Annotated in this window: 20 protein-coding genes; 15 read left to right on the top strand and 5 right to left on the bottom strand. The window is 69.6% G+C overall.

Annotated elements, in window-relative coordinates; all coding sequences use genetic code 11:
- Positions 1 to 33 precede the first annotated feature (33 nt).
- From ccmA to ccmI, 9 genes are all read left to right on the top strand, one after another.
- A complete protein-coding gene (gene ccmA, locus AAG895_RS18545; RefSeq protein WP_345793444.1) occupies positions 34 to 660 on the top strand; it encodes a cytochrome c biogenesis heme-transporting ATPase CcmA in 627 nt (208 codons plus the stop codon).
- Positions 654 to 1,322, top strand: a complete 669-nt coding sequence (ccmB, locus tag AAG895_RS18540; protein WP_345793443.1) for a heme exporter protein CcmB — start codon at positions 654 to 656, stop codon at positions 1,320 to 1,322. Before ccmA ends, ccmB begins: the two co-directional genes overlap by 7 nt.
- 73 nt (positions 1,323 to 1,395) lie before the next feature.
- Positions 1,396 to 2,184, top strand: coding sequence for a heme ABC transporter permease CcmC (gene ccmC, locus AAG895_RS18535; protein ID WP_345793442.1), 789 nt, complete (start codon positions 1,396 to 1,398; stop codon positions 2,182 to 2,184).
- A complete protein-coding gene (ccmD, locus tag AAG895_RS18530) occupies positions 2,184 to 2,414 on the top strand; it encodes a heme exporter protein CcmD (protein WP_345793441.1) in 231 nt (76 codons plus the stop codon). Before ccmC ends, ccmD begins: the two co-directional genes overlap by 1 nt.
- Complete coding sequence (gene ccmE / locus AAG895_RS18525; protein ID WP_345793440.1) at positions 2,411 to 2,854, top strand: cytochrome c maturation protein CcmE; 444 nt, start codon at positions 2,411 to 2,413, stop codon at positions 2,852 to 2,854. The genes ccmD and ccmE overlap by 4 nt, the downstream gene beginning before the upstream one ends.
- A 1-nt stretch (position 2,855) precedes the next feature.
- Positions 2,856 to 4,835, top strand: a complete 1,980-nt coding sequence (locus AAG895_RS18520; protein ID WP_345793439.1) for a heme lyase CcmF/NrfE family subunit — start codon at positions 2,856 to 2,858, stop codon at positions 4,833 to 4,835.
- Positions 4,836 to 4,855: 20 nt separating this feature from the next.
- Positions 4,856 to 5,449, top strand: a complete 594-nt coding sequence (locus AAG895_RS18515) for a DsbE family thiol:disulfide interchange protein (protein ID WP_345793438.1) — start codon at positions 4,856 to 4,858, stop codon at positions 5,447 to 5,449.
- A 67-nt stretch (positions 5,450 to 5,516) separates the two neighbouring features.
- On the top strand, positions 5,517 to 6,002 hold the full coding sequence (locus tag AAG895_RS18510; protein ID WP_345795339.1) for a cytochrome c-type biogenesis protein: 486 nt from the start codon (positions 5,517 to 5,519) through the stop codon (positions 6,000 to 6,002).
- Positions 5,999 to 7,225 (top strand): c-type cytochrome biogenesis protein CcmI, encoded by a 1,227-nt coding sequence (gene ccmI / locus AAG895_RS18505; protein WP_345793437.1) that lies wholly within the window; start codon positions 5,999 to 6,001, stop codon positions 7,223 to 7,225. The genes AAG895_RS18510 and ccmI overlap by 4 nt, the downstream gene beginning before the upstream one ends.
- Positions 7,226 to 7,260: 35 nt before the next feature.
- Here ccmI and alr read toward each other — a convergent pair whose 3' ends face one another.
- Both alr and AAG895_RS18495 read right to left on the bottom strand, forming a co-directional pair.
- Positions 7,261 to 8,322 carry an alanine racemase gene (gene alr / locus AAG895_RS18500; RefSeq protein ID WP_345793436.1) on the bottom strand — a complete coding sequence of 354 codons (1,062 nt, stop codon included), beginning with the start codon at positions 8,320 to 8,322 and terminating at the stop codon, positions 7,261 to 7,263.
- Between the two features lie 155 nt (positions 8,323 to 8,477).
- Positions 8,478 to 9,803, bottom strand: a complete 1,326-nt coding sequence (locus tag AAG895_RS18495; protein ID WP_345793435.1) for a D-amino acid dehydrogenase — start codon at positions 9,801 to 9,803, stop codon at positions 8,478 to 8,480.
- A gap of 134 nt (positions 9,804 to 9,937) precedes the next feature.
- Here AAG895_RS18495 and AAG895_RS18490 point away from each other — a divergent pair, with 134 nt between their 5' ends.
- Positions 9,938 to 10,405, top strand: a complete 468-nt coding sequence (locus AAG895_RS18490; RefSeq protein WP_345793434.1) for a winged helix-turn-helix transcriptional regulator — start codon at positions 9,938 to 9,940, stop codon at positions 10,403 to 10,405.
- A 42-nt stretch (positions 10,406 to 10,447) separates the two neighbouring features.
- Here the strand turns inward: AAG895_RS18490 and AAG895_RS18485 are convergent, their stop codons facing one another.
- From AAG895_RS18485 to lysM, 3 genes are all read right to left on the bottom strand, one after another.
- Positions 10,448 to 11,866 carry a TIGR03862 family flavoprotein gene (locus AAG895_RS18485; protein WP_345793433.1) on the bottom strand — a complete coding sequence of 473 codons (1,419 nt, stop codon included), beginning with the start codon at positions 11,864 to 11,866 and terminating at the stop codon, positions 10,448 to 10,450.
- A gap of 73 nt (positions 11,867 to 11,939) precedes the next feature.
- A complete protein-coding gene (locus AAG895_RS18480; protein ID WP_345793432.1) occupies positions 11,940 to 12,362 on the bottom strand; it encodes a thioesterase family protein in 423 nt (140 codons plus the stop codon).
- Between the two features lie 85 nt (positions 12,363 to 12,447).
- Positions 12,448 to 12,930, bottom strand: coding sequence for a peptidoglycan-binding protein LysM (lysM, locus tag AAG895_RS18475; protein WP_345793431.1), 483 nt, complete (start codon positions 12,928 to 12,930; stop codon positions 12,448 to 12,450).
- Positions 12,931 to 13,229: 299 nt separating this feature from the next.
- Here lysM and gdhA point away from each other — a divergent pair, with 299 nt between their 5' ends.
- The 5 genes from gdhA to AAG895_RS18450 all read left to right on the top strand — a co-directional run bounded on the left by gdhA (position 13,230) and on the right by AAG895_RS18450 (position 19,696).
- Complete coding sequence (gene gdhA / locus AAG895_RS18470) at positions 13,230 to 14,573, top strand: NADP-specific glutamate dehydrogenase (RefSeq protein WP_345793430.1); 1,344 nt, start codon at positions 13,230 to 13,232, stop codon at positions 14,571 to 14,573.
- A 182-nt stretch (positions 14,574 to 14,755) separates the two neighbouring features.
- Positions 14,756 to 15,397: an MBL fold metallo-hydrolase gene (locus AAG895_RS18465; protein ID WP_345793429.1), complete on the top strand. Its 642-nt coding sequence runs from the start codon at positions 14,756 to 14,758 to the stop codon at positions 15,395 to 15,397.
- Positions 15,398 to 15,521: 124 nt separating this feature from the next.
- Positions 15,522 to 17,684 carry a hypothetical protein gene (locus tag AAG895_RS18460; protein ID WP_345793428.1) on the top strand — a complete coding sequence of 721 codons (2,163 nt, stop codon included), beginning with the start codon at positions 15,522 to 15,524 and terminating at the stop codon, positions 17,682 to 17,684.
- A 162-nt stretch (positions 17,685 to 17,846) separates the two neighbouring features.
- Positions 17,847 to 18,722 (top strand): branched-chain amino acid ABC transporter permease, encoded by an 876-nt coding sequence (locus AAG895_RS18455; RefSeq protein ID WP_345793427.1) that lies wholly within the window; start codon positions 17,847 to 17,849, stop codon positions 18,720 to 18,722.
- On the top strand, positions 18,719 to 19,696 hold the full coding sequence (locus AAG895_RS18450; protein ID WP_345793426.1) for a branched-chain amino acid ABC transporter permease: 978 nt from the start codon (positions 18,719 to 18,721) through the stop codon (positions 19,694 to 19,696). Before AAG895_RS18455 ends, AAG895_RS18450 begins: the two co-directional genes overlap by 4 nt.
- Positions 19,697 to 19,753: the final 57 nt, after the last annotated feature.

The following is a 19,753-nucleotide window of genomic DNA, read 5'->3' as shown; positions in this document are numbered from 1 at the left end:
CTCACTGCCGTGGCTGTGGTTCAATCCGTCCCCATGCTCGAAGTCCGACAACTCGCCTGCCTGAAGGGCGATCGCCTGCTTTTCCGCGACCTCGCCTTCCGCCTGCCGGCAGGTGAGCTGTTGCGCGTGGCCGGTCCCAACGGCGTTGGCAAGACCAGCCTGTTGCGGCTGGTCACCGGCCTGGCCATGCCCGAGGCGGGCGAGGTGCAGTGGCGCGGGCACTCCATCCGCCGCGAGCGCGAGGCCTTCCATGGCGAGTTGCTATATCTCGGCCACGCTGCCGCGCTCAATGACCTTCTCACGCCGCTCGAGAACCTGCGCTTCGCGTGTTCGGCTGCGGGCGATGAGGTCGATGCGCAGCGCTGCGTCGATGCGCTCGTGCGCATCGGTCTCGCCAACCAGCTCGACCTGCCTGCGCGCGTGCTGTCGCAGGGACAACGCCGCCGCGTCGGTCTGGCGCGCCTGTTCCTGTCCGCCAACCGGCCGCTGTGGGTGCTCGACGAGCCCTTCACCGCGCTCGATGTGCATGCGGTCGCCGACCTTGCCGCGACCCTCTCCGATCACTGCGATGCAGGCGGAATGGTCATGCTGACCACGCACCAGGACGCACCCTTCCGGCGTCCGCCCGCGGTGCTCGACGTCGGGGCCTTCGCATGCTGAGCACCTTCTTCGCGGTGCTGCGGCGCGACCTGTTGCTCGCCTGGCGTGGCCGAGCCGACGTGCTGGTGACGCTGGCCTTCTTCATCATCGTCGTGTGCCTGTTCCCGTTCGGGGTCGGCGCCGAGCCCAACCAGTTGCGTGCGATCGCGCCCGGCGTGCTGTGGGTCGCCGCCTTGCTGGCCTGCCTGCTGTCGCTGCACCGCCTGTTTGCCCAGGACTACGCGGACGGAACTCTCGAGCAACTCCTGCTGTCCAGGGAGCCGGCAGCACTGTGGGTGATGGCCAAGGTGCTCGCGTTCTGGATCAGCACCGGATTGCCGGTGGTGGCGGTGGCGCCGGCCATGGCGCTGCTGCTTGACCTGGAGCAAGGCGGTCTGCCGGTGCTGATACTAAGTTTGGCGCTCGGGACGCCGATCCTGGCATTGCTGGGCGCGGTGGGCGCAGCGCTCACGCTGGGTTTGCGTGGCGGCGGGATGTTGCTGGCGCTGCTCGTCCTGCCGCTGTTCGTTCCGGTGCTGATCTTCGGCGCAGGGGCGGTGGAGGCGGAGCTGTCCGGCTCCGGGGCGGTTGCGCACCTGCTGCTGCTGGGTGGTGGCCTGGCAGGGGCGATCGCGCTGGCGCCGGTGGCCTGTGCGGCGGCACTGAGAATTTCGACCGACTGAGTTTCGACCGATTGACAATGGTTTCGCGCCCGCGGCCCGGGTGCGGCGCAACGTAGATACGAACCTTCAAAGCATGACGAATCCCGAACGCGGTCGCAGCCTGTTGAGGTTTGCCTCGCCGCAGCATTTCTACCCCCTAGCAGGCCGTCTTGCTCCCTGGTTCGCCGCCATCGCCATCGTCCTCACCGTCATCGGCCTGTGGCTCGGATTCTTCGTTGCGCCCACCGACGCGACGCAGGGCCAGGTGTATCGGGTGATCTTCATCCACGTGCCGGCGGCATGGATGTCGATGTTCATCTACCTGGTGATGGCGTTCTGGTCGGCTGTCGGCCTGGTCATGAACACCCGGCTGTCCTTCGTGATGAGTCAGGCGCTCGCGCCCACCGGGGCGATGTTCTGCTTCGTCGCGCTGTGGACCGGCGCGCTGTGGGGCAAACCCACCTGGGGCGCCTACTGGGTGTGGGATGCGCGCCTCACCTCGCAGCTTCTGCTGCTCTTCCTCTACTTCGGTTTCATCGCGCTCACCCGGGCGATCGAGGACCCGCGCCGCGCCGATCGCGCGGGGGCGATCATCGCGCTGGTCGGCGCGGTCAATGTGCCGATCATCTATTTCTCGGTGCAGTGGTGGAACACCCTGCACCAGGGCGCCTCGGTGAGCCTCACCAAGGCGCCGTCGATGGCCGCGACCATGCTCGCCGGCATGCTGGTGATGGCCTTCGCGTCCTGGGCCTACACGCTGGCGGTGGTGTTCTGGCGGGTGCGGCCGATGATCCTCGAGCGCGAGCGCCACACCGAGTGGGTCGCCGCCGAGCTCGAGCGCAGCGCGCCGGCTGCGATGAGCAATCTCGGAGGTCGTGCCTGATGTCGCAATGGGAGAGCTGGTCCGCGTTCTGGGACATGGGAGGCGCAGCCTTCTTCGTCTGGGGCAGCTACGGCGTCACGTTCGCCCTGATCGCGCTGGAACTCGCGCTCGTGTTCCAGCGTCGGAAGGACACCGTTCGCCGTCTGCTGCGCTGGCGGCGAGCGGTCGGCAAGGATTCGAGCAAGCGTACAGGCGATGGCTTCGCGCCCGCCATGGAGTCGGAACAATGAAAGCCCGTAGCAAGCGTCTGATGCTGGTCGGCGGCGGGGTGGCCCTGCTGTTCGCCGCGGTGGCACTGGTGTTGAGCGCCTTCCAGCAGAACCTGGTGTTCTTCCACACGCCGACCGAGGTCTCGGAGGGCAAGGCGCCCACCGGCAAGACCTTCCGCATCGGCGGCATGGTCGAGGATGGCTCGATCCAGCGTGAGGCGGACGGGATCACCGTGCGTTTCGCGATCACCGACACCGCCAAGGTGATCCCGGTCACCTACAGCGGCACGCTGCCCGACCTCTTCAAGGAGGGCAAGGGCGCCGTGGTGCAGGGCAAGCTCGAGGGCGGCGTGTTCCGCGCCACCGAGGTGCTCGCCAAGCACGACGAGAACTACATGCCGCCGGAAGCCGCCCACGCCGTGGAGCAGGCGCAGAAGGCCGCACAGACGGTGAGCCAGTGACATGATCCCCGAACTCGGACACTTCGCCCTCATCCTCGCCCTCGTGCTGTCGCTGGTGCAGGCGGTGGTACCGCTCATCGGCGCCCAGCGCAACAGCATGGCGCTGATGGCGGTCGGCCGGCCCGCGGCGCAGGGGCAGTTCTTCTTCATCCTCTTCAGCTACGTGTGCCTGACCTGGGCCTTCGTCACCAGCGACTTCTCGGTGCAGCTCGCGGCCTCGAACTCGCACAGCGCGACGCCGCTGATGTACAAGATCACCGGCGTCTGGGGCAACCACGAAGGCTCGCTGCTGCTGTGGGCGATGTCGCTGTCGCTGTGGACGGTCGCGGTGACGGTGTTCTCGCGCCATCTGCCCGACGCCTTCCTCGCCCGCGTGCTCGGCGTCCTGGGTCTCGTCAGTGCCGGATTCATCTCCTTCACGCTGGTCACCTCGAACCCCTTCGAGCGCCTGCTGCCGGGCGTGGGCGAAGGCCGCGACCTCAATCCGCTGCTGCAGGACCCGGGGATGATCATCCACCCGCCGCTGCTCTACATGGGCTACGTCGGGTTCTCGGTCGCCTTCGCATTCGCGATCGCTGCGCTGCTCTCCGGGCGCCTCGACGCCGCCTGGGCGCGCTGGTCGCGGCCGTGGACCACGATCGCCTGGGTGTTCCTCACCGCGGGCATCGCGGTCGGCTCGGGCTGGGCCTACTACGAACTCGGCTGGGGCGGCTGGTGGTTCTGGGACCCGGTCGAGAACGCCTCCTTCATGCCGTGGCTGCTCGGCACCGCGCTGATCCATTCGCTCGCCGTCACCGAGAAGCGCGGCGCCTTCCGCAGCTGGACGGTGCTGCTGGCGATCGGCGCCTTCTCGCTGTCGCTGCTCGGCACCTTCCTCGTGCGCTCGGGCGTGATCACCAGTGTGCACGCCTTCGCCACCGACCCCAAGCGTGGCCTCTACATCCTCGCCCTGCTGGTGATCGTGATCGGCTTCTCGCTGCTGCTGTACGCGATGCGCGCCAACAAGCTGATGGGTGGCGGCAGCTTTGCCTTCGTATCGCGCGAGACCGCGCTGCTCGGCAACAACGTGCTGCTCACCGTGGCCTCGGCCTCGGTGCTGCTCGGCACACTGTATCCGCTGTTCCTCGACGCGCTCAATCTCGGCAAGATCTCGGTCGGCCCGCCGTACTTCGAGGCCGTGTTCGTGCCGCTGATGACGCCGGTGGTGGTGCTGATGATGTTCGGCCCCTTCCTGCGCTGGAAGGACGATGATCTCGCCGCGGCTGCACGCAAGGTGGCGCCGGCCTTCATCGCCAGCATCCTGATCGGCGTCGGTACCGCGATGGCGGTCGATCACCTGACCTGGCGCACCGCGCTCGGACTGTCGCTCGCGGCCTGGGTGGTGCTGGCGAGCGTCCAGCTGCTCTACGGTCGCCTCAAGGAGCGTGCGGGGGCTGCCGCCGGCGCGCGCCTGCGCTCGATCACCGCCGCCTGGTGGGGCATGTGGCTCGCCCACCTCGGCGTCGGCGTGTTCATCATCGGGGTGACCCTGGTCGGCAGCCTGGACCGCAGCCTGGACGTCAAGATGAAGGAGGGCCAGCGCGCCGAGCTGGCGGGCTACAGCTTCCTGTTCCGCGGCGCGGTCGATGCCGACGGACCCAACTACGACGCCGCGCGCGGCATCATCGAACTGAGCCGGGACGGCCGCGTGCTCGACACCCTCACGCCGGAGAAGCGACTCTATCGTGCGCAGGGCATGCCGATGACCGAGGCCTCGCTCGACATTGGCGTGTTCCGCGACGTCTATGTATCGCTCGGCGAGCAATTGCCCGACGGTTCCTGGATCGTCAGCCTCTACTACAAGCCTTTCATCAGCTGGATCTGGATGGGGTGCGTGCTGATGGGCCTGGGCGGCGTGTTTGCGGCCGCAGACCGGCGTTACCGCCGCCTCGCGGCTCGTGAGGCCGCCACCGGCGGCCAGCGCGTGGCGGCTTCGGCCTGAGCACGCGGACAAGGAAATCCATGAAAGCGAAGTTTCTCGTTCCCCTGCTGTTGTTCTTCGGCCTTGCGGGTTTTCTCGCCTTCGGCCTCACGCTCAACCCGCGCGAGGTGCCCTCGCCGCTGATCGACAAGCCCGCTCCCGACTTCAGCCTCGCCCGCCTCGACCAGCCGGAGCAGACCTTCAGCCTCAAGGAGATGCAGGGCCAGGTGTGGATGCTCAACGTGTGGGCGTCCTGGTGCGTCGCCTGCCGCCAGGAGCATCCGCTGCTGGTGCAGATGGCGAAGCAGAAGATCGTTCCGGTGGTCGGCCTCAACTACAAGGAAGTGCGCGGCGATGGCGCCATCAACGCGCGCGGCATGGCGCTCGAGGCCGAGACCGGGATGGCGATCGAGCGCGCGCGCCGCTGGCTCACCGACCATGGCGACCCCTATGTGTTGTCCGTGCTCGACATCGACGGCCGCGTCGGCATCGACTTCGGTGTCTATGGCGTGCCCGAGACCTTCCTGATCGACCGTGACGGGCGCATCCGCTACAAGCACATCGGGCCGATCACGCCGGATGCGCTGCAGAACGTCCTCATCCCGAAGATCGAGGAGTTGCGCCGTGCCGGTTGATGCCGTTTTCGCAAGCCTGCGCCGGCCCGTGCGCAACGCCGCCGTCGCGCTCGCGCTCGCTTGCGCGTTGCCGGCCTGGGCCGAGACGACCACGCCCGCGACCGACCCCGCGCTCGCGCCGGCTCTCGCCGCCGATCCGGCGCTCGAGGCCGACGTCATGGAGCTCTCGCACAAGCTGCGCTGCCTGGTTTGCCAGAACCAGTCGATTGCCGAATCGAACGCCCCGCTCGCGCTCGACCTGCGCAACCAGGTGCGCGAGCAGCTGGCTGCCGGCAAGGACAAGGACGATGTGGTGGATTACCTGGTGGAGCGCTACGGCGACTTCGTGCTCTATGAGCCGCCCTTCAAGGCGGTGACGGTGCTCCTCTGGCTGGGCCCGATGGCGCTGCTGTTCGGCGGCGCGGGCTGGCTCGCCTTCCGCCTGCGCCGGCGTCGCGACGAGGTCGCCGCAGAGGGCGCACTTTCGGCGGCCGAGCGCGCGCGCGCGCGCGAGCTGCTCGCCGGTGGCGGGACCGGCACCTCTCATCCCGAATCTCCGGAGTCCCGCTCGTGACCGCGTTCATCGTCTTTGCCGGCCTGCTCCTGGCCGGCGCCCTGCTATTGATCCTTCCGCCCCTGCTGGGGGTGGGTGCTCGCCGTCGGCGCGAGCAGGCGCGCCAGAGCACGATGGCGCTGACCGTGCTGCGCGAGCAGCTCGCCGAGCTCGATGCCGAGCTTGCCAGCGGCCAGATCGACGCCGCCAGCCACGCCAAGAGCCGTGAGGAACTCGAGCGCCGCGCGCTCGAAGAGGGCGAGGCTGCCGCGGAGGTGGCGGAGAGCGCGGATGTAAAGCCGAGCAAGGCGTGGGCACTCGGCATGGCGCTCACGATCCCCGCGCTGGCCATTGCCGGCTACCTGATGATCGGCGAACCGGACGCGCTCGACCCCAGGAATCACCAGACTCAGCAGGGCTTTACGCAGGCGCAGGTCGAGGAGATGGTCAGCGCCCTCGAGACGCGCCTCCAGCAGGAGCCCGACAACGCCGAGGGCTGGGCGATGCTGGCGCGAACCTACATGGTGCTGCAGGACTTTCCCAAGGCTGCGGGTGCCTACGAGCGCCTCGACAAGCTGAACCCCAACAACCCCGACGTGCTCGCCGACTGGGCCGACGTCACGGCGGCGATCCGTGGCAGCGTGGTGGGCGATGCCGAAGCGCTCGCCAAGCGCGCCCTCGAGGTGGCGCCTTCGCACCCCAAGGCGCTCGCGCTCGCCGGTACGGCGGCCTACCAGCGAGACGACTTCGCCACGGCGGCGGCGCTATGGGAACGCATCCTCGCCCAGATCCCCGCGGGCGACGACGTCGCCAAGGGCGTGCGGGCGAGCATCAACGAGGCCCGTGGCAAGGCAGGCATGCCGCCGCTGGCGGCGGACGAGGGCGCGGCGCCGGCCGCGGCGGCTGGTCCGCTCACGGTCGCGGGGCGCCTGGAAGTGGATGCGGCGCTCGGCAGCCAGGTCGCCGCCGAGGACGTCGTGTTCGTGTTCGTGCGTGGTGAAGCTGGCGGGCCGCCGCTTGCAGCGCTGCGCTTCAAGGGCAGCGAGTTGCCGCTCGATTTCAGCTTCGATGGCGCGACCATGATGATGGGCGCAGCGGCGCTGCCCGAGCGCGTGGTGGTGGCGGCCCGCGTCGCCAAGGGGGGTGATGCCACCGCGCGTCCGGGTGACCTCGAGGGCGCCAGCGAGCCGGTCGCGGTCGATGCAACCGGTGTCCGTCTGCTCATCGACCGCGTCCGCGACTGATCTCGTGCCACTGGCCGGCCCGGCCTTTGGGGTGCTCAGTCGGTGTAGCTGAAGCGCACGCGCTTGACGTTGCACAGGAGCTCGTAGGCGATCGTGCCGGCCGCCGCGGCGACGCGATTGACCGCCACCTGGCGTCCCCAGAGTTCGACCCGGCTGCCGATGCCGCTGTCCGGCAGCTCGGTGAGATCGACGGTGAGCATGTCCATGGACACCCGTCCGATCAGTCGGCCCGGCTGGCCGTCTATCGTGACCGGCGTCCCGTCCGGAACCGTGCGCGGATAGCCGTCCGCGTAGCCCATCGCAACCAGGCCCACCCGCGTCCGGCGCTCGGCGACGAAACGCCCGCCATAGCCGAGCGCCTCGCCGGGGCCGATCTCGCGCACCGCCATCACCGCACTCTCGAGCGTCATCACCGGCTGCAGGCCGTTGTCGGCGGCGGGCATCGGGTCGGCGCCATAGAGCAGGATGCCGGGCCGCGCCCAGTCGCGGCGCGCCTGCGGCCAGCCCAGGATCGCGGCGGAGTTGGCCAGGCTGCGTGCCCCTGGAAGGTGCGCGGTGGCGGCATCGAAGTGCGCCGCCTGCTCGAGCGTGGTCAGGACATGCGGCTCGTCGGCGCGGGCGAAGTGGGTCATCAGCGTGATTTCGCGCACTTTGCCGCTGGCCTGCAGCCGGCGCCAGGCCGCGTCTGCGTCGGCGGGCAGAAAGCCGGCGCGGTTCATCCCGCTGTTGACCTTGAGCCACACGTTCAGCGCAGCGCCCGCCGGGAGCGCCTCGATCATGTCGATCTGCGCCGCATGGTGTACGACGGTCCACAGCCCGAGGCGCACCACCTCGGCGAGCTCCCGGCCGTCGAACACGCCCTCGAGCAGCAGGATCGGCCGGGTGATGCCGGCCTCGCGCAGCGCCTGGGCCTCGTCGAGGAAAGCGACGGCGAAGCCGTCGGCCTCGGGCGCGAGCGCGCGCGCGCAGGCGACGGCGCCGTGTCCGTAGGCGTTGGCCTTGATGACGGCGAGTGCGCGCCCGGCATGCATGGCACGAGCGAGGCGGTAGTTGTGCCGCAGGGCGGCGAGATCGATGATGGCGCGGGCGGGACGCATGGCGACGGGGCGGGGCGGAGAGGCGTGATGGTGCGGCCAAAGGCGGGCGACTGCAATGCCGGCGCTGCACGCGCGCCGATCAACACCGCGCACGACGGCGCTGCCGGCGCCTTGCGATCAGGGGCGGCGCCGGCTGCGGAGGACCGAGTGTGCGCTCAGGCAGTATGCACCGGGCGCTGCAGACCGGCTTGCGCGCCCGCATGGGCGCGTTGGGGCGCATAGCGTTGAAGTCCGAGGTCGTCGTGGCGGATCGCCGGCTGGCGTCCGCTCACCAGGTCCGCCACCAGCCGACCGGCGCCGCAGGCCATGGTCCAGCCCAGGGTGCCATGGCCGGTGTTGAGGAAGAGCTCGGGGAAGGGCGTGGCGCCGATGATCGGCGTGGAGTCGGGGGTCATCGGGCGCAGGCCGGTCCAGAACTCGGCGCGCGCCACGTCGCCGCCGCCGTGGAAGAGGTCATTGACCACCATCTCCAGGGTAGCCCGCCGGCGCGGATCGAGGCGAAGGTCGAAGCCGCCGAGCTCGGCCATGCCGCCGACGCGGATACGGCTGTCGAAGCGGGTGACCGCGACCTTGTACGTCTCGTCGAGCGCGGTCGATACCGGTGCGCGCGCCGCATCGGTGAGCGGAACGGTCAGCGAGTAGCCCTTGACCGGATACACCGGCAGATCGAGGCCGAGGCTGGCCGCGAGCGGGCGTGAGTAGCTGCCGAACGCGAGCACGTAACGATCGGCACGCAACAGCTCGTCGCAACCATCTTGGCCGGCGATGCGCACGCCCTCGATGTGGCCGCCGCGATGCACCAGCTCGCGCACCTCGGTGCCGAAGCGGAACTGCACGCCAGCGGCCTGCGCGCGCTCGGCGAGCTGCGCGGTGAAGCGCTGACAGTCGCCGGTCTCGTCATTGGGCAGGCGCAGCCCGCCGGCGAGCAGCCCCGGACGGTGCGCGAGCGCCGGCTCGGCGCAGGCGACCTCCTTGCCGGTCAGCAGCTCGTAGGGCACGCCGCACTCCTCGAGCACGGCGATGTCGCGCGCGGCGGCATCGAGCTGGGCCTGGGTGCGGAAGAGTTGCAGCGTACCGCGGCTGCGTTCGTCGTAGCGGATTGCGGTGTCGTCGCGCAGGGCGCGCAGGCAGTCGCGGCTGTACTCGGACACGCGCATCATGCGCTCCTTGTTCACCGCATAGCGTGCGCTCGAGCAGTTGGCGAGCATCTGCGCCATCCAGCGCAACTGGAACAGGCTGCCGTCGGCCCGAATCGCCAGCGGCGCATGGCGCTGGAACAGCCACTTGATGGCCTTGAGCGGAATGCCGGGCGCGGCCCAGGGCGTGGAGTAGCCCGGCGATACCTGGCCGGCGTTGGCGAAGCTGGTCTCCAGCGCCGCACCCGGCTGGCGATCGATCACCGTCACCTGAACGCCGTTCTGTGCCAGATACCATGCCGTGGTGGTGCCGATGACGCCACTGCCGAGTACGATTACGTGCATTTCGAGCCTCCTGCCCAATATTGCGTAGAGTTAATAAAGTTTATGGGCAGTTAAGTGGTGATTTACGCTAAAATGCGAGTCGAAAGCAGTGAAAAGCAATACAAGAAGCCGCGTTTTCCTTGGAGGGCAGTGACTTGCGCGAACTCGACCGCACCGACCTGAAGATCCTCGATCTTCTGCAGAAGGAAGGCCGTCTGTCGATGACCGAGCTGGCCCAGCGCGTGGGCCTGTCGGCGACGCCGTGCACCGAGCGTGTGCGACGCCTCGAGCGCGATGGCGTCATCACCGGCTATCACGCGCGCGTCGATCCGCGCGCGCTCGGCAGGCCGTTGCTGGTGTTCGTGGAGCTGAAGCTGGCCGCGAAGTCGAACGATGCCTTCGAGCGCGTCAAGAAGGAGCTCGCCTTCGTGCCCGAGGTCATGGAATGCCACCTCGTGTCGGGCGACTTCGATTACCTGATCAAGGCCCGCATCGCCGAGATGAGCGACTACCGCCGGCTGCTGGGCAATATCCTGCTCAAGCTGCCTTCGGCGACCGAGTCGCGCAGCTACGTGGTGATGGAGGAGGTGAAGGAGAGCCTGTACCTGCCGCCCCAGGCCTGAGCCAGCGGGCGTGAGCCGGATGCACGCCTCGTGCGCTGCGGGTCAGGTCCCGGGAGGCTCTTCATGACCGGCGGGCTGGCGCGCGGATGCCGCGCCGAGCCAGCGCAGCGCACCCCGCGCGGCGGCGACGCCGCTCGCGAAGCAGGCGGTGAGCAGGTAGCCGCCGGTCGGTGCCTCCCAGTCGAGCATCTCGCCAGCGACGAACACGCCCGGACGGGCGCGCAGCATCAGGCCGCCATCGAGCGCCTCGAAGCGCACGCCGCCGGCGCTGCTGATCGCCTCGTCGAGCGGCCGAGGTGCGACGAGCGTCAGCGGCAGGGCCTTGATCCCGGCGGCGAGGCGGGCGGGGTCTTCGAACTCCGCGCGGGCGAGGCATTCGCGCAGCAAGCCCGCCTTCACGCCCTTGATGCCGGCCTGGCTTTGGAGATGACTCGCCAGCGAGCGGCTGCCGCGTGGGCGGGCTAGATCGGCGGCAAGACGCGCGAGGCTGCGGCCAGGGGCGAGATCCAGATGCAGAGTGGCGCTGCCGTGGGCGAACACGCTGTCCCGCAGCGCCGCCGACAGCGCGTAGATCAGTCCACCCTCGATGCCGGTTGCGGAGATCAGGCACTCGCCGGCGCGCTCGAACCGTCGACCGTCGGCAGCGGTGAAGTGTGCCACCACCGACTTCAGCGGCTGGCCGCGAAAGCGCTCGCCGAAGTGCTTGCTCCAGCCCGGGGCGCGCGCCGCCTGGGCGTCGGGGGGCGGCGGAGCTGCGACGTCGAAGCCGCAGTTGGCGGGGACCAGATCCGACACCTCGGCGCCCGCCGCGCGCAACAGGGGCACCCAGGCGCCGTCCGAGCCGAGCTTCGCCCAGCTGCCGCCGCCGAGCGCGAGCACCACGGCGTCGGCAAGCACCTCGTGCGCGCCGTCCGGGGTGGCGAACAGGAGGCGCTGCGCTCCGTGGCCATGCAAGGGGGCGGTGGCTGCTGCTGCGGCGGTCATGGTCGCGGCAGGGGCAGTGGCAGGGGACGGCACCCAGCCCTGCCAGCGATGGCGGACGGCGAAGTGCACGCCCGCCGCGCGCAGGCGCACGAGCCAGGCGCGCAGCAAGGGCGCTGCCTTCATCGCGGTCGGAAAGACGCGCCCCGAGGTGCCGACGAAGGTCTCGATGCCCAGGTCGTGTGCCCAGGCGCGCAGTGCGCCGGGGCCGAAGGCGGCGATCATCGGCGCGAGCTCGTCGCGGCGCGCGCCGTAGCGCTCGATGAACGCCTCGAGAGGCTCGCCGTGGGTGAGGTTGAGTCCGCCGCGCCCGGCGAGCAGGAACTTGCGCCCGACCGAGGGCATCGCGTCGAAAACGGTGACCTGGGCGCCTCCCGCGGCAAGTACCTCGGCCGCCATCAAGCCGGCTGGGCCGCCGCCGATGACGCATACACGGGCACGGCGGGACCGGTCCGCGTCGGGGAGGTGGGCGTCGGTCATGGGCAGGCGCGGGGCAGGGCGGTCACGGGATGCGGGGGCGATGGCGCCGGCGTACCGGCGTCGATGCGCCCGTTCAGGCGAATCGAGCGCGAAAACCCGGGGGAACCGCGACCTTGCTGCGGCTGCGGTAGTCGAAGAAGACGATGCCGGTCTTGCCGCGCGCCACCTCGCGCCCGCTCTCCGCCTCCGACATCCGCCAGACCAGGTCGCAGCCGAAGTCGTGGAAGTCGATCGCAGCCATCTCCACCTTCATGGTTTCGCCGTGAAAGGCCTCGGAGCGGTACTGCAGCGCGGCGTCGGCCACGATGATGCCGGCCCCCTCCACGTCGAGCTCGGAGTAGCCCATGGACTTGAGCAGGCGCAAGCGCGCCTCGGAGACGACCCCGAGGAGTTGTGCATTGTCGAGGTGGTTGCCGTAGTTGATGTGCGACAGCAGCAGGGTGATCGCGGTGCTGAAGCCGAAGTGGTCGGGCAGGTCGATCCTGATGCGGGCCATGGCTGCGGTCCGGTGAGGACGTGATGAAGGAGGGGCCCGAGCGTAATCGCCCGAGCCCCTGTGCGGCAAGCGCCGCCGTGCCGGGTCAGCGGAGGGCCGGGATGCGCAGGACCTGGCCGGGGTAGATCTTGTCCGGATGGCTGAGCATGGGTTTGTTGGCCTCGAAGATCGCCGGATACTTGTTGGCGTCGCCGTAGAACTTCCTGGCGATCGCCGACAGCGTGTCGCCGCGTGCCACGGTATGGAATTGAGCCTCCGGCTCGGCGCGGGCCACCGACATCCGGTTCTCCACCTCGGCCACGCCGGCGACGTTGCCGGCTGCGAGCAGGATCTTCTCGCGCGTCGCCTGATCGGGAGCCGTGCCGGTCACGGTGACCAGCGAACGGACACCGTCGAAGCTCACGCCGAGATCGGCGGGCGCGAGCTTGAGGGCGACGATGTAGTTGTGAATGGCCTCGGCTGCCTTGGCGTTGGCGGCTGCCGGATCGGCGACGGACTCGCCGGCCTTCGCCTCGCCGGTCCCGAAGAGCTTCTCGCCCGCCTCCTTGATGAACGCGAACAGACCCATGTGAACCTCCTGTCGGTTGGGAATTGTTGCCGCAAGCATAAACGCTTGGGGGGCAGGGGGTCCATGCGCGCGTCCGGCAGGGACGAAGCTGCGGCAGGCTGCGTCTGGGAATGCACCGTCACGGTGCATAGCTCATGCATTTGTCGTGATCTGCGTGCTTTTGAGGTGGATCATGCACCGAAAGCGTGAATCTGATGCACAATATTGGGAAATCGCGATGGCCTCGGTTCAACCGAGGCCATCGCGTGTGCGTGTCCGCTCGCTTTTCTTGTTCTCACTCAAACCACGGGTCCAACATCATGAAATATCAGTCCCTCGAGGAGTTCCTGGCCTACGTCGAACAGCGCAATCCAGGCCAGCCCGAGTTTCTGCAGGCGGTCAGCGAGGTCATGGAGAGCCTGTGGCCCTTCATCTCCGCGAACAAGCGCTACGCCGAGCATTCGCTCCTCGACCGGCTGATCGAACCCGAGCGCGTGATCATGTTCCGCGTGTCGTGGGTGGACGACAGGGGCGAGGTGCAGGTCAACCGCGGCTACCGCATCCAGCACAACTCGGCGATCGGCCCCTACAAGGGCGGCCTGCGCTTCCACCCCTCGGTGAACCTGTCGATCCTGAAGTTCCTCGCCTTCGAGCAGACCTTCAAGAACGCACTTACCACGCTGCCGATGGGCGGCGGCAAGGGCGGCTCCGACTTCGACCCCAAGGGTCGCAGCCCGGGCGAGGTGATGCGTTTCTGCCAGGCCTTCATGAGCGAGCTCTATCGCCACGTCGGCCCCGACACCGACGTGCCCGCCGGTGACATCGGCGTCGGTGGGCGCGAGGTCGGCTTCATGGCCGGCATGATGAAGAAGCTGTCGAACAACGCTGCCTGCGTCTTTACCGGCAAGGGCCTGCCGTTCGGCGGCTCGCTGATTCGTCCCGAGTCGACCGGCTACGGCACCGTGTACTTCGCCAACGCCATGCTCGAGCATGCCGGGCGCGACTTCAAGGGCCTGCGCGTCGCCGTGTCCGGCTCGGGCAACGTCGCCCAGTACGCGATCGAGAAGCTGATGCAACTCGGCGCCAAGCCGATCACCTGCTCCGACTCCAGTGGGACGGTGATCGACGAGGCCGGCTTCACCCCCGAGAAGCTCGCGATCCTCATGGAGATCAAGAACCACTACTACGGCCGCGTCTCCGAATACGCCGAGCGCGTCGGCGCCCGCTTCGAGCCGGGCGTGCGCCCGTGGCACGTGCCGGTCGACGTCGCGCTGCCGTGCGCGACCCAGAACGAACTCGACGCCAACGACGCCGCTACCCTGGTCAAGAACGGCGTGGTCGCCGTGGCCGAGGGTGCCAACATGCCGAGCACCATCGAAGCGGTGAAGATCTTCGAGCACAACGGCGTGCTGTACGCGCCGGGCAAGGCCTCCAACGCCGGCGGCGTGGCCACCTCGGGTCTGGAGATGAGCCAGAACGCGATGCGCATGTCGTGGACGCGCGACGAGGTCGACGCCCGCCTCAAGGAGATCATGCTCGGCATCCACGCCGCCTGCCTGAAGTACGGCAAGCGCGAGGACGGCACCGTGAGCTATGCCGACGGCGCCAACGTCGCCGGCTTCGTCAAGGTGGCCGAGGCGATGCTGGCCCAGGGCGTGATCTGATCGCTTGCCCGCAGTAGTTCGGTAGCAGTGGGAGCGGGCTTGCCCGCGAATCGGCGCTCGTGCGCAGGCTGATTCGCGAGCAAGCACGCTCCCGCGTTCACGCTCCGGGCCTTCGTGCCTCGGGCCCATTGCGCTCATCGGCTAAACTCCGGGCCGAATCCACATCCTCAGGAGCTTTTCCCGTGATCCAGGCCACCATCGTCCCCGTCACCCCCTTCCAGCAGAACTGCAGCATCCTGTGGTGCGAGCGCACGCGCAAAGCGGCAGTGGTGGATCCCGGTGGCGACATCGACCGCATCCTCTCCGCGGTCGCGAAGCTGGGCGTGACGGTGGAGAAGATCCTGATCACCCACGGGCATATCGACCACGCCGGCGGCACGGCGAAGCTGGCGCGCGAACTCGGCGTGCCGGTCGAAGGGCCGCAGGAGGAAGACCGCTTCTGGATCGAGGGCATGCCGCAGCAGAGCAAGATGTTCGGCTTCCCCGACGTCGAATCCTTCGAGCCGGACCGCTGGTTGCACGACGGCGACGCGGTCACCGTCGGCGAGGAGACCCTGCGGGTCATCCACGCGCCGGGCCACACCCCTGGCCATGTCGTCTTCGTCCATGAGGGCGCGCGTCTCGCCGTCGTGGGCGACGTGCTGTTCGCCGGTTCGATCGGGCGCACCGACTTCCCGCGTGGCGACCACCAGACGCTGATCCGCTCGATCCGCGAGAAACTCTTCCCGCTCGGCGACGACATCACCTTCATTCCCGGCCACGGCCCGACCTCGACCTTCGGCGAGGAGCGCGACAGCAACCCCTTCGTCGGCGCCTACGGCTGACGCGCTGCCCAGCCTTGGCAAGTGCCGTGCCCGGCAGATTGTTCGCGGCCCGATTCCGGCGCAATATTCCGCCCGTCAAGCATCCCCGGGGCATCTCCGGAACCGTTCGATCAGGGAGCATTAAATGGGCAGCGACAACAACAAGGTTTATCAGTGGCGGTTCTTCCGCTCGGGCGGCTTCGATCAGGTTCGCATCGAGACGGCGGACGACCTGCGCCACCTCGGCGAACTCGACCAGAAGCTGTGGTCCGTGCTTGCCTGCCCCACCTCGGGGCTCGAGTTCGACACCCGCACGCTGCAGCTGCTGGATGGCGACGGCGACGGACGCATCCGCGCGCCAGAGATCGTCGCTGCGGCGAAATGGGTGTGCGCCGTACTGAAGGATCCGGGTGTGCTGTTCAGCGCTGCCGACGCGCTGCCGCTGGCGGCGATCGACGCCGACCATCCGGAAGGTGCGAAGCTGCTCGCCACCGCGAAGAAGGTGCTCGACTACATCGGCAAGGCGGATGCGCAGGAGATCGCCGTCGCCGACCTCGCCGACACCACCTTGCTGTTCGCGCCCGAGCACTTCAACGGCGACGGCATCGTACCTGCCGAACTGGCCGGCAATGCCGAGCTCGCGAAGACGATCGGCCTCGTCATCGACGGTTTCGGCGCCGCCGAGGATCGCAGCGGCAAGCCGGGCGTGGATCAGGACCGCGTGGTGGCCTTCTTCGCGGCCGCCCAGGCCGTCGTCGACTGGCATGCGCAGGCCGAGGCCGACGCCGCCAACGTGCTGCCGCTGGGCGAGGGCACGGGTGCGGCCGCAGCGGTGTTCGACGCCGTGCGCGACAAGGTCGAAGACTACTTCACCCGCTGTCGGCTGGCCGCCTTCGACGAGCGCGCCGCCACTGCGCTCAACCCGGCCGACACCACCTATGCCGGCCTCGCCGTGCAGGCCCTGGGTGGCGACGTGGAGGGCGTGGCCGCGCTCCCGCTCGCGCTCGTCGGTCCGGGCCGCGGCCTGCCGCTCGACGCCGGCCTCAATCCGGCATGGGAGGCGCGCATCGTCGCCCTGCGCGACGAGGTGATCGCGCCGATCCTCGGTGCGCGCAGCGAATTGTCGTGGGCGGAGTGGCAGGATCTTGCCGGCCGTTTCGCCGCCTACCGCGCCTGGATCCTTGCGCGGCCCGCCAATCCGCTGGTGGCGATGGACGTCTCGGCCTTGCGTGCGCTGCTCGCAGGGTCCGCCCGCGCCGAACTCGACGCGCTCATCGCGCAGGATCTCGCCGCGGAGACCGCCGCCGCGCAGGTCGATGCGCTCGAGCGCCTGGTGCGCTACAAGCGCGACCTCGTGCAGCTGCTGCGCAATTTCGTCACGCTCAGCGACTTCTACGGCCGTCACGACAAGGCCATCTTCCAGGCCGGCACGCTGTACCTCGACCAGCGCAGCTGCGAGCTCTGCCTGCGCGTGGCCGACATGGGCCGCCACGCCGCGCTCGCGCCGCTGTCGGGCACCTACCTCGTCTATTGCGAGTGCGCGCGCCAGGGCGAGGCGCCGATGACGATCGTGGCCGCGATGACCGGCGGCGACGCCGACGAGATGATGGTGCCGGGCCGCAACGGCGTGTTCTACGATCGCCAGGGCCGCGACTGGAACGCGAGCGTGGTCAAGGTGGTGGAAGCGCCGATCAGCGTGCGCCAGGCCTTCTGGTCGCCCTACAAGCGCATCGGGCGCATGATCGGCGACCAGATCCAGAAGTTCGCCGCGGCGCGCGACAAGGCGGTCGACGCCAAGGCCGCCGCCGGCGTGGCCGAGGCGGGCGCCAAGGTCGAGGCGCCTGCCGCGGCGCCCGCGGCACCGCCGGCGCCCTTCGACATCGCCAAGTTCGCCGGTATCTTCGCCGCCATCGGCCTCGCCCTCGGCGCCCTCGGCACCGCGCTGGCCGCGGTGGTGTCGGGCCTGCTGTCGCTGCCGGCCTGGCAGATGCCGCTCGTGATCGTCGGCATCGTGCTGCTGATCTCCGGGCCGTCGATGCTGCTCGCCTGGCTCAAGCTGCGCCAGCGCAACCTCGGTCCGCTGCTCGACGCCAACGGCTGGGCGGTCAACACTCGCGCGCGGATCAACATCCCGTTCGGCGGAGCGCTGACCGGCGTTGCCGCCTTGCCGCCGGGGGCCGCGCGCTCGATGGCCGACCCTTACGCCGAGAAGGAGACGCCCTGGGGAACCTGGCTGTTCCTGCTCATCGTGGTGGTGGCCGTGGTCGTGGTCTGGCAGCAGGGCTACCTCGACCGCTTCCTGGGTTGAGAGAACGCTTGCCGCCGCGTGGCGGCATCATCGGGCCGGCCGGTCGCGAGGGGTGAGTCCCCCGCGGCCCGCCGGCCCGATCCGTTCGTGGCGCGCAAGCGTGGCGTCCGCTCCCCGCCGGCGCGCTCGTCGTCGCTGCCCGATCGGCTATCCTTGCGCCCCATGCTCGCTCTCCTTCAGGTTCTCGCCAGCGGTGTCGCGATCGGCTGCGTCTATGGGCTGGTCGCGTTGTCCTTCGTGCTCATCTACAAGGCCACCGAGACCTTCAGCTTCATGCAGGGCGACCTGCTCATGCTCGGCGCCTTCGCCGCGCTCGGCCTCCACCTCTACGCCGGCTGGCCGCTGCTGGTCGCTGCGCTGGGCGCGCTGCTCGCGGTGGGCCTGCTGGGCGCCCTGCTCGAGCGCCTCGTGCTGCGGCGCGCACTCGGTCGCCCGCATCTGGTCGCGGTGCTGCTGACCTTCGGCCTGGGGATGATGATGCGCGGCGGCGTGGCCTCGGTGCCGGCCGCGGCGCAGGAGGTTCACCGGCTGCCCTTCGCCGCGGACACCGTGGCCATCGGGCCGCTGGTGCTGGCGGCGAGCCACATCTGGGTGGTGGTGGCGACGGTGGTGCTGTCGGCGCTGCTCGCCGCCTTCTTCCGCTATACCCGCACCGGGCTGGCGCTGCGCGCCTGCTCGGAGGATGCCCGCGTTGCCGCGCTGATGGGCGTCCCGGTCGCGCGCATGCACACCCTGGCGTGGGCGCTCGGCGCGGCGCTGGCGGCCTGCGCCGGCCTGCTGCTGGCGCCGGTGACCTTCGTGCATCTGAACATGGGCTTCATCGCCCTCAAGGCGTTTCCCGCCGCGGTGCTAGGCGGGCTGACGAGCCTGCCCGGCGCGCTCGTCGCCGGCGTGTTGCTGGGCGTGGCCGAGGCGCTTGCCGGGCTTGCGCTGCCGGAAGGGTTCAAGGATGTCGTCCCCTACGCCTTGCTCATGGCGGCACTGCTGCTTTTCCCGCAGGGCCTGGGTGGCGGGCGTGCAGGGCGCGGCGGGGCATGAGCGGGCAGGCGGCGAGCGGTGGGCCGCAGCGGTCCCGTGCTGCAACGCTGTCGCGCAGGCTGGGGCCGTGGCTGCTGGTGCTCGGCCTTGCCGTCCTCGCGCTCGGACCCGACTACGCGCTCGGCAAGGCGAGCCTGGTGGCGACCTATGCGATCGCCGGCCTCGGCGTGGTGATCATCGTCGGCCAGGCCGGGCAGATCGCCCTCGGTCAGGGCGCGCTGCTCGCCCTCGGGGCCTACGCCCAGGCGCTGTGCGTCGCTCACGGGCTGCCCGCCCCGCTCGCGCTGCCGCTTGCGGCTGCGGCAGGGGCGCTCGGCGGCGCGCTGGCGAGCCTGCCCGCGCGCCGGCTCGGCGGGCTCTATTTCGGCATGAGCACGCTCGCCTTCGCGCTCATCGTCGAGGAGGCCCTCGTGCGCTGGGAGTCGGTGACCCATGGCGCGGCTGGCATGGCGGTCGGCGGCTTCGCCGCCTTCGGCTGGCGTGCGGAGTCGACCTTTGCGCAGGCGGCGATCAGCCTGCTCGCGCTCGCGCTCGCGCTGCTCGCCTGCGCGCGCCTGCTCGACTCGCGCCATGGGCGGGCCTGGCGCGCGGTGCGCGACGACGAGATTGCCGCGGCCGCCTGCGGCATCGCGCCGGCGATGGTGAAGACGCAGGCCTTCGTCGTCGGTGGTGCGCTGTCCGGGCTGGCCGGCGGCCTCTATGCGCACTGGATCGGTTTCATCAGCCCCGAGCAGTTCGGCCTGGTGCTTTCCTTCGAGCTGCTGATGCTCGCCTTCATCGGCGGCGCGCGGCGGCCCGCAGGGGCGGTCTGGGGGGCATTGGTGATCGTCGTCATCCCGCAACTGATCGCGCTTCTGCGCGACCTCCTGCCGGGCGACTGGGCGCGCGCCGCCGGGCTCGAGCTGCTGCTCTTCGGCGCGGTCATCGTGGCCGTGGTGCTGCTGCGCCCGGCGGGGCTGGCGGATCGGCGCTGAATCTTGATTCTTGCGCGGCAGCAGTCGATAGTAGCGGCCTCGTCGCCGCCCCCTTTC

Source organism: Thauera sp. JM12B12 (assembly GCF_039614725.1).
Classification (GTDB): domain Bacteria; phylum Pseudomonadota; class Gammaproteobacteria; order Burkholderiales; family Rhodocyclaceae; genus Thauera.
The sequence above is the reverse complement of the archived record's forward strand: the minus strand, read 5'-3'. Positions and strand labels throughout refer to the sequence as shown.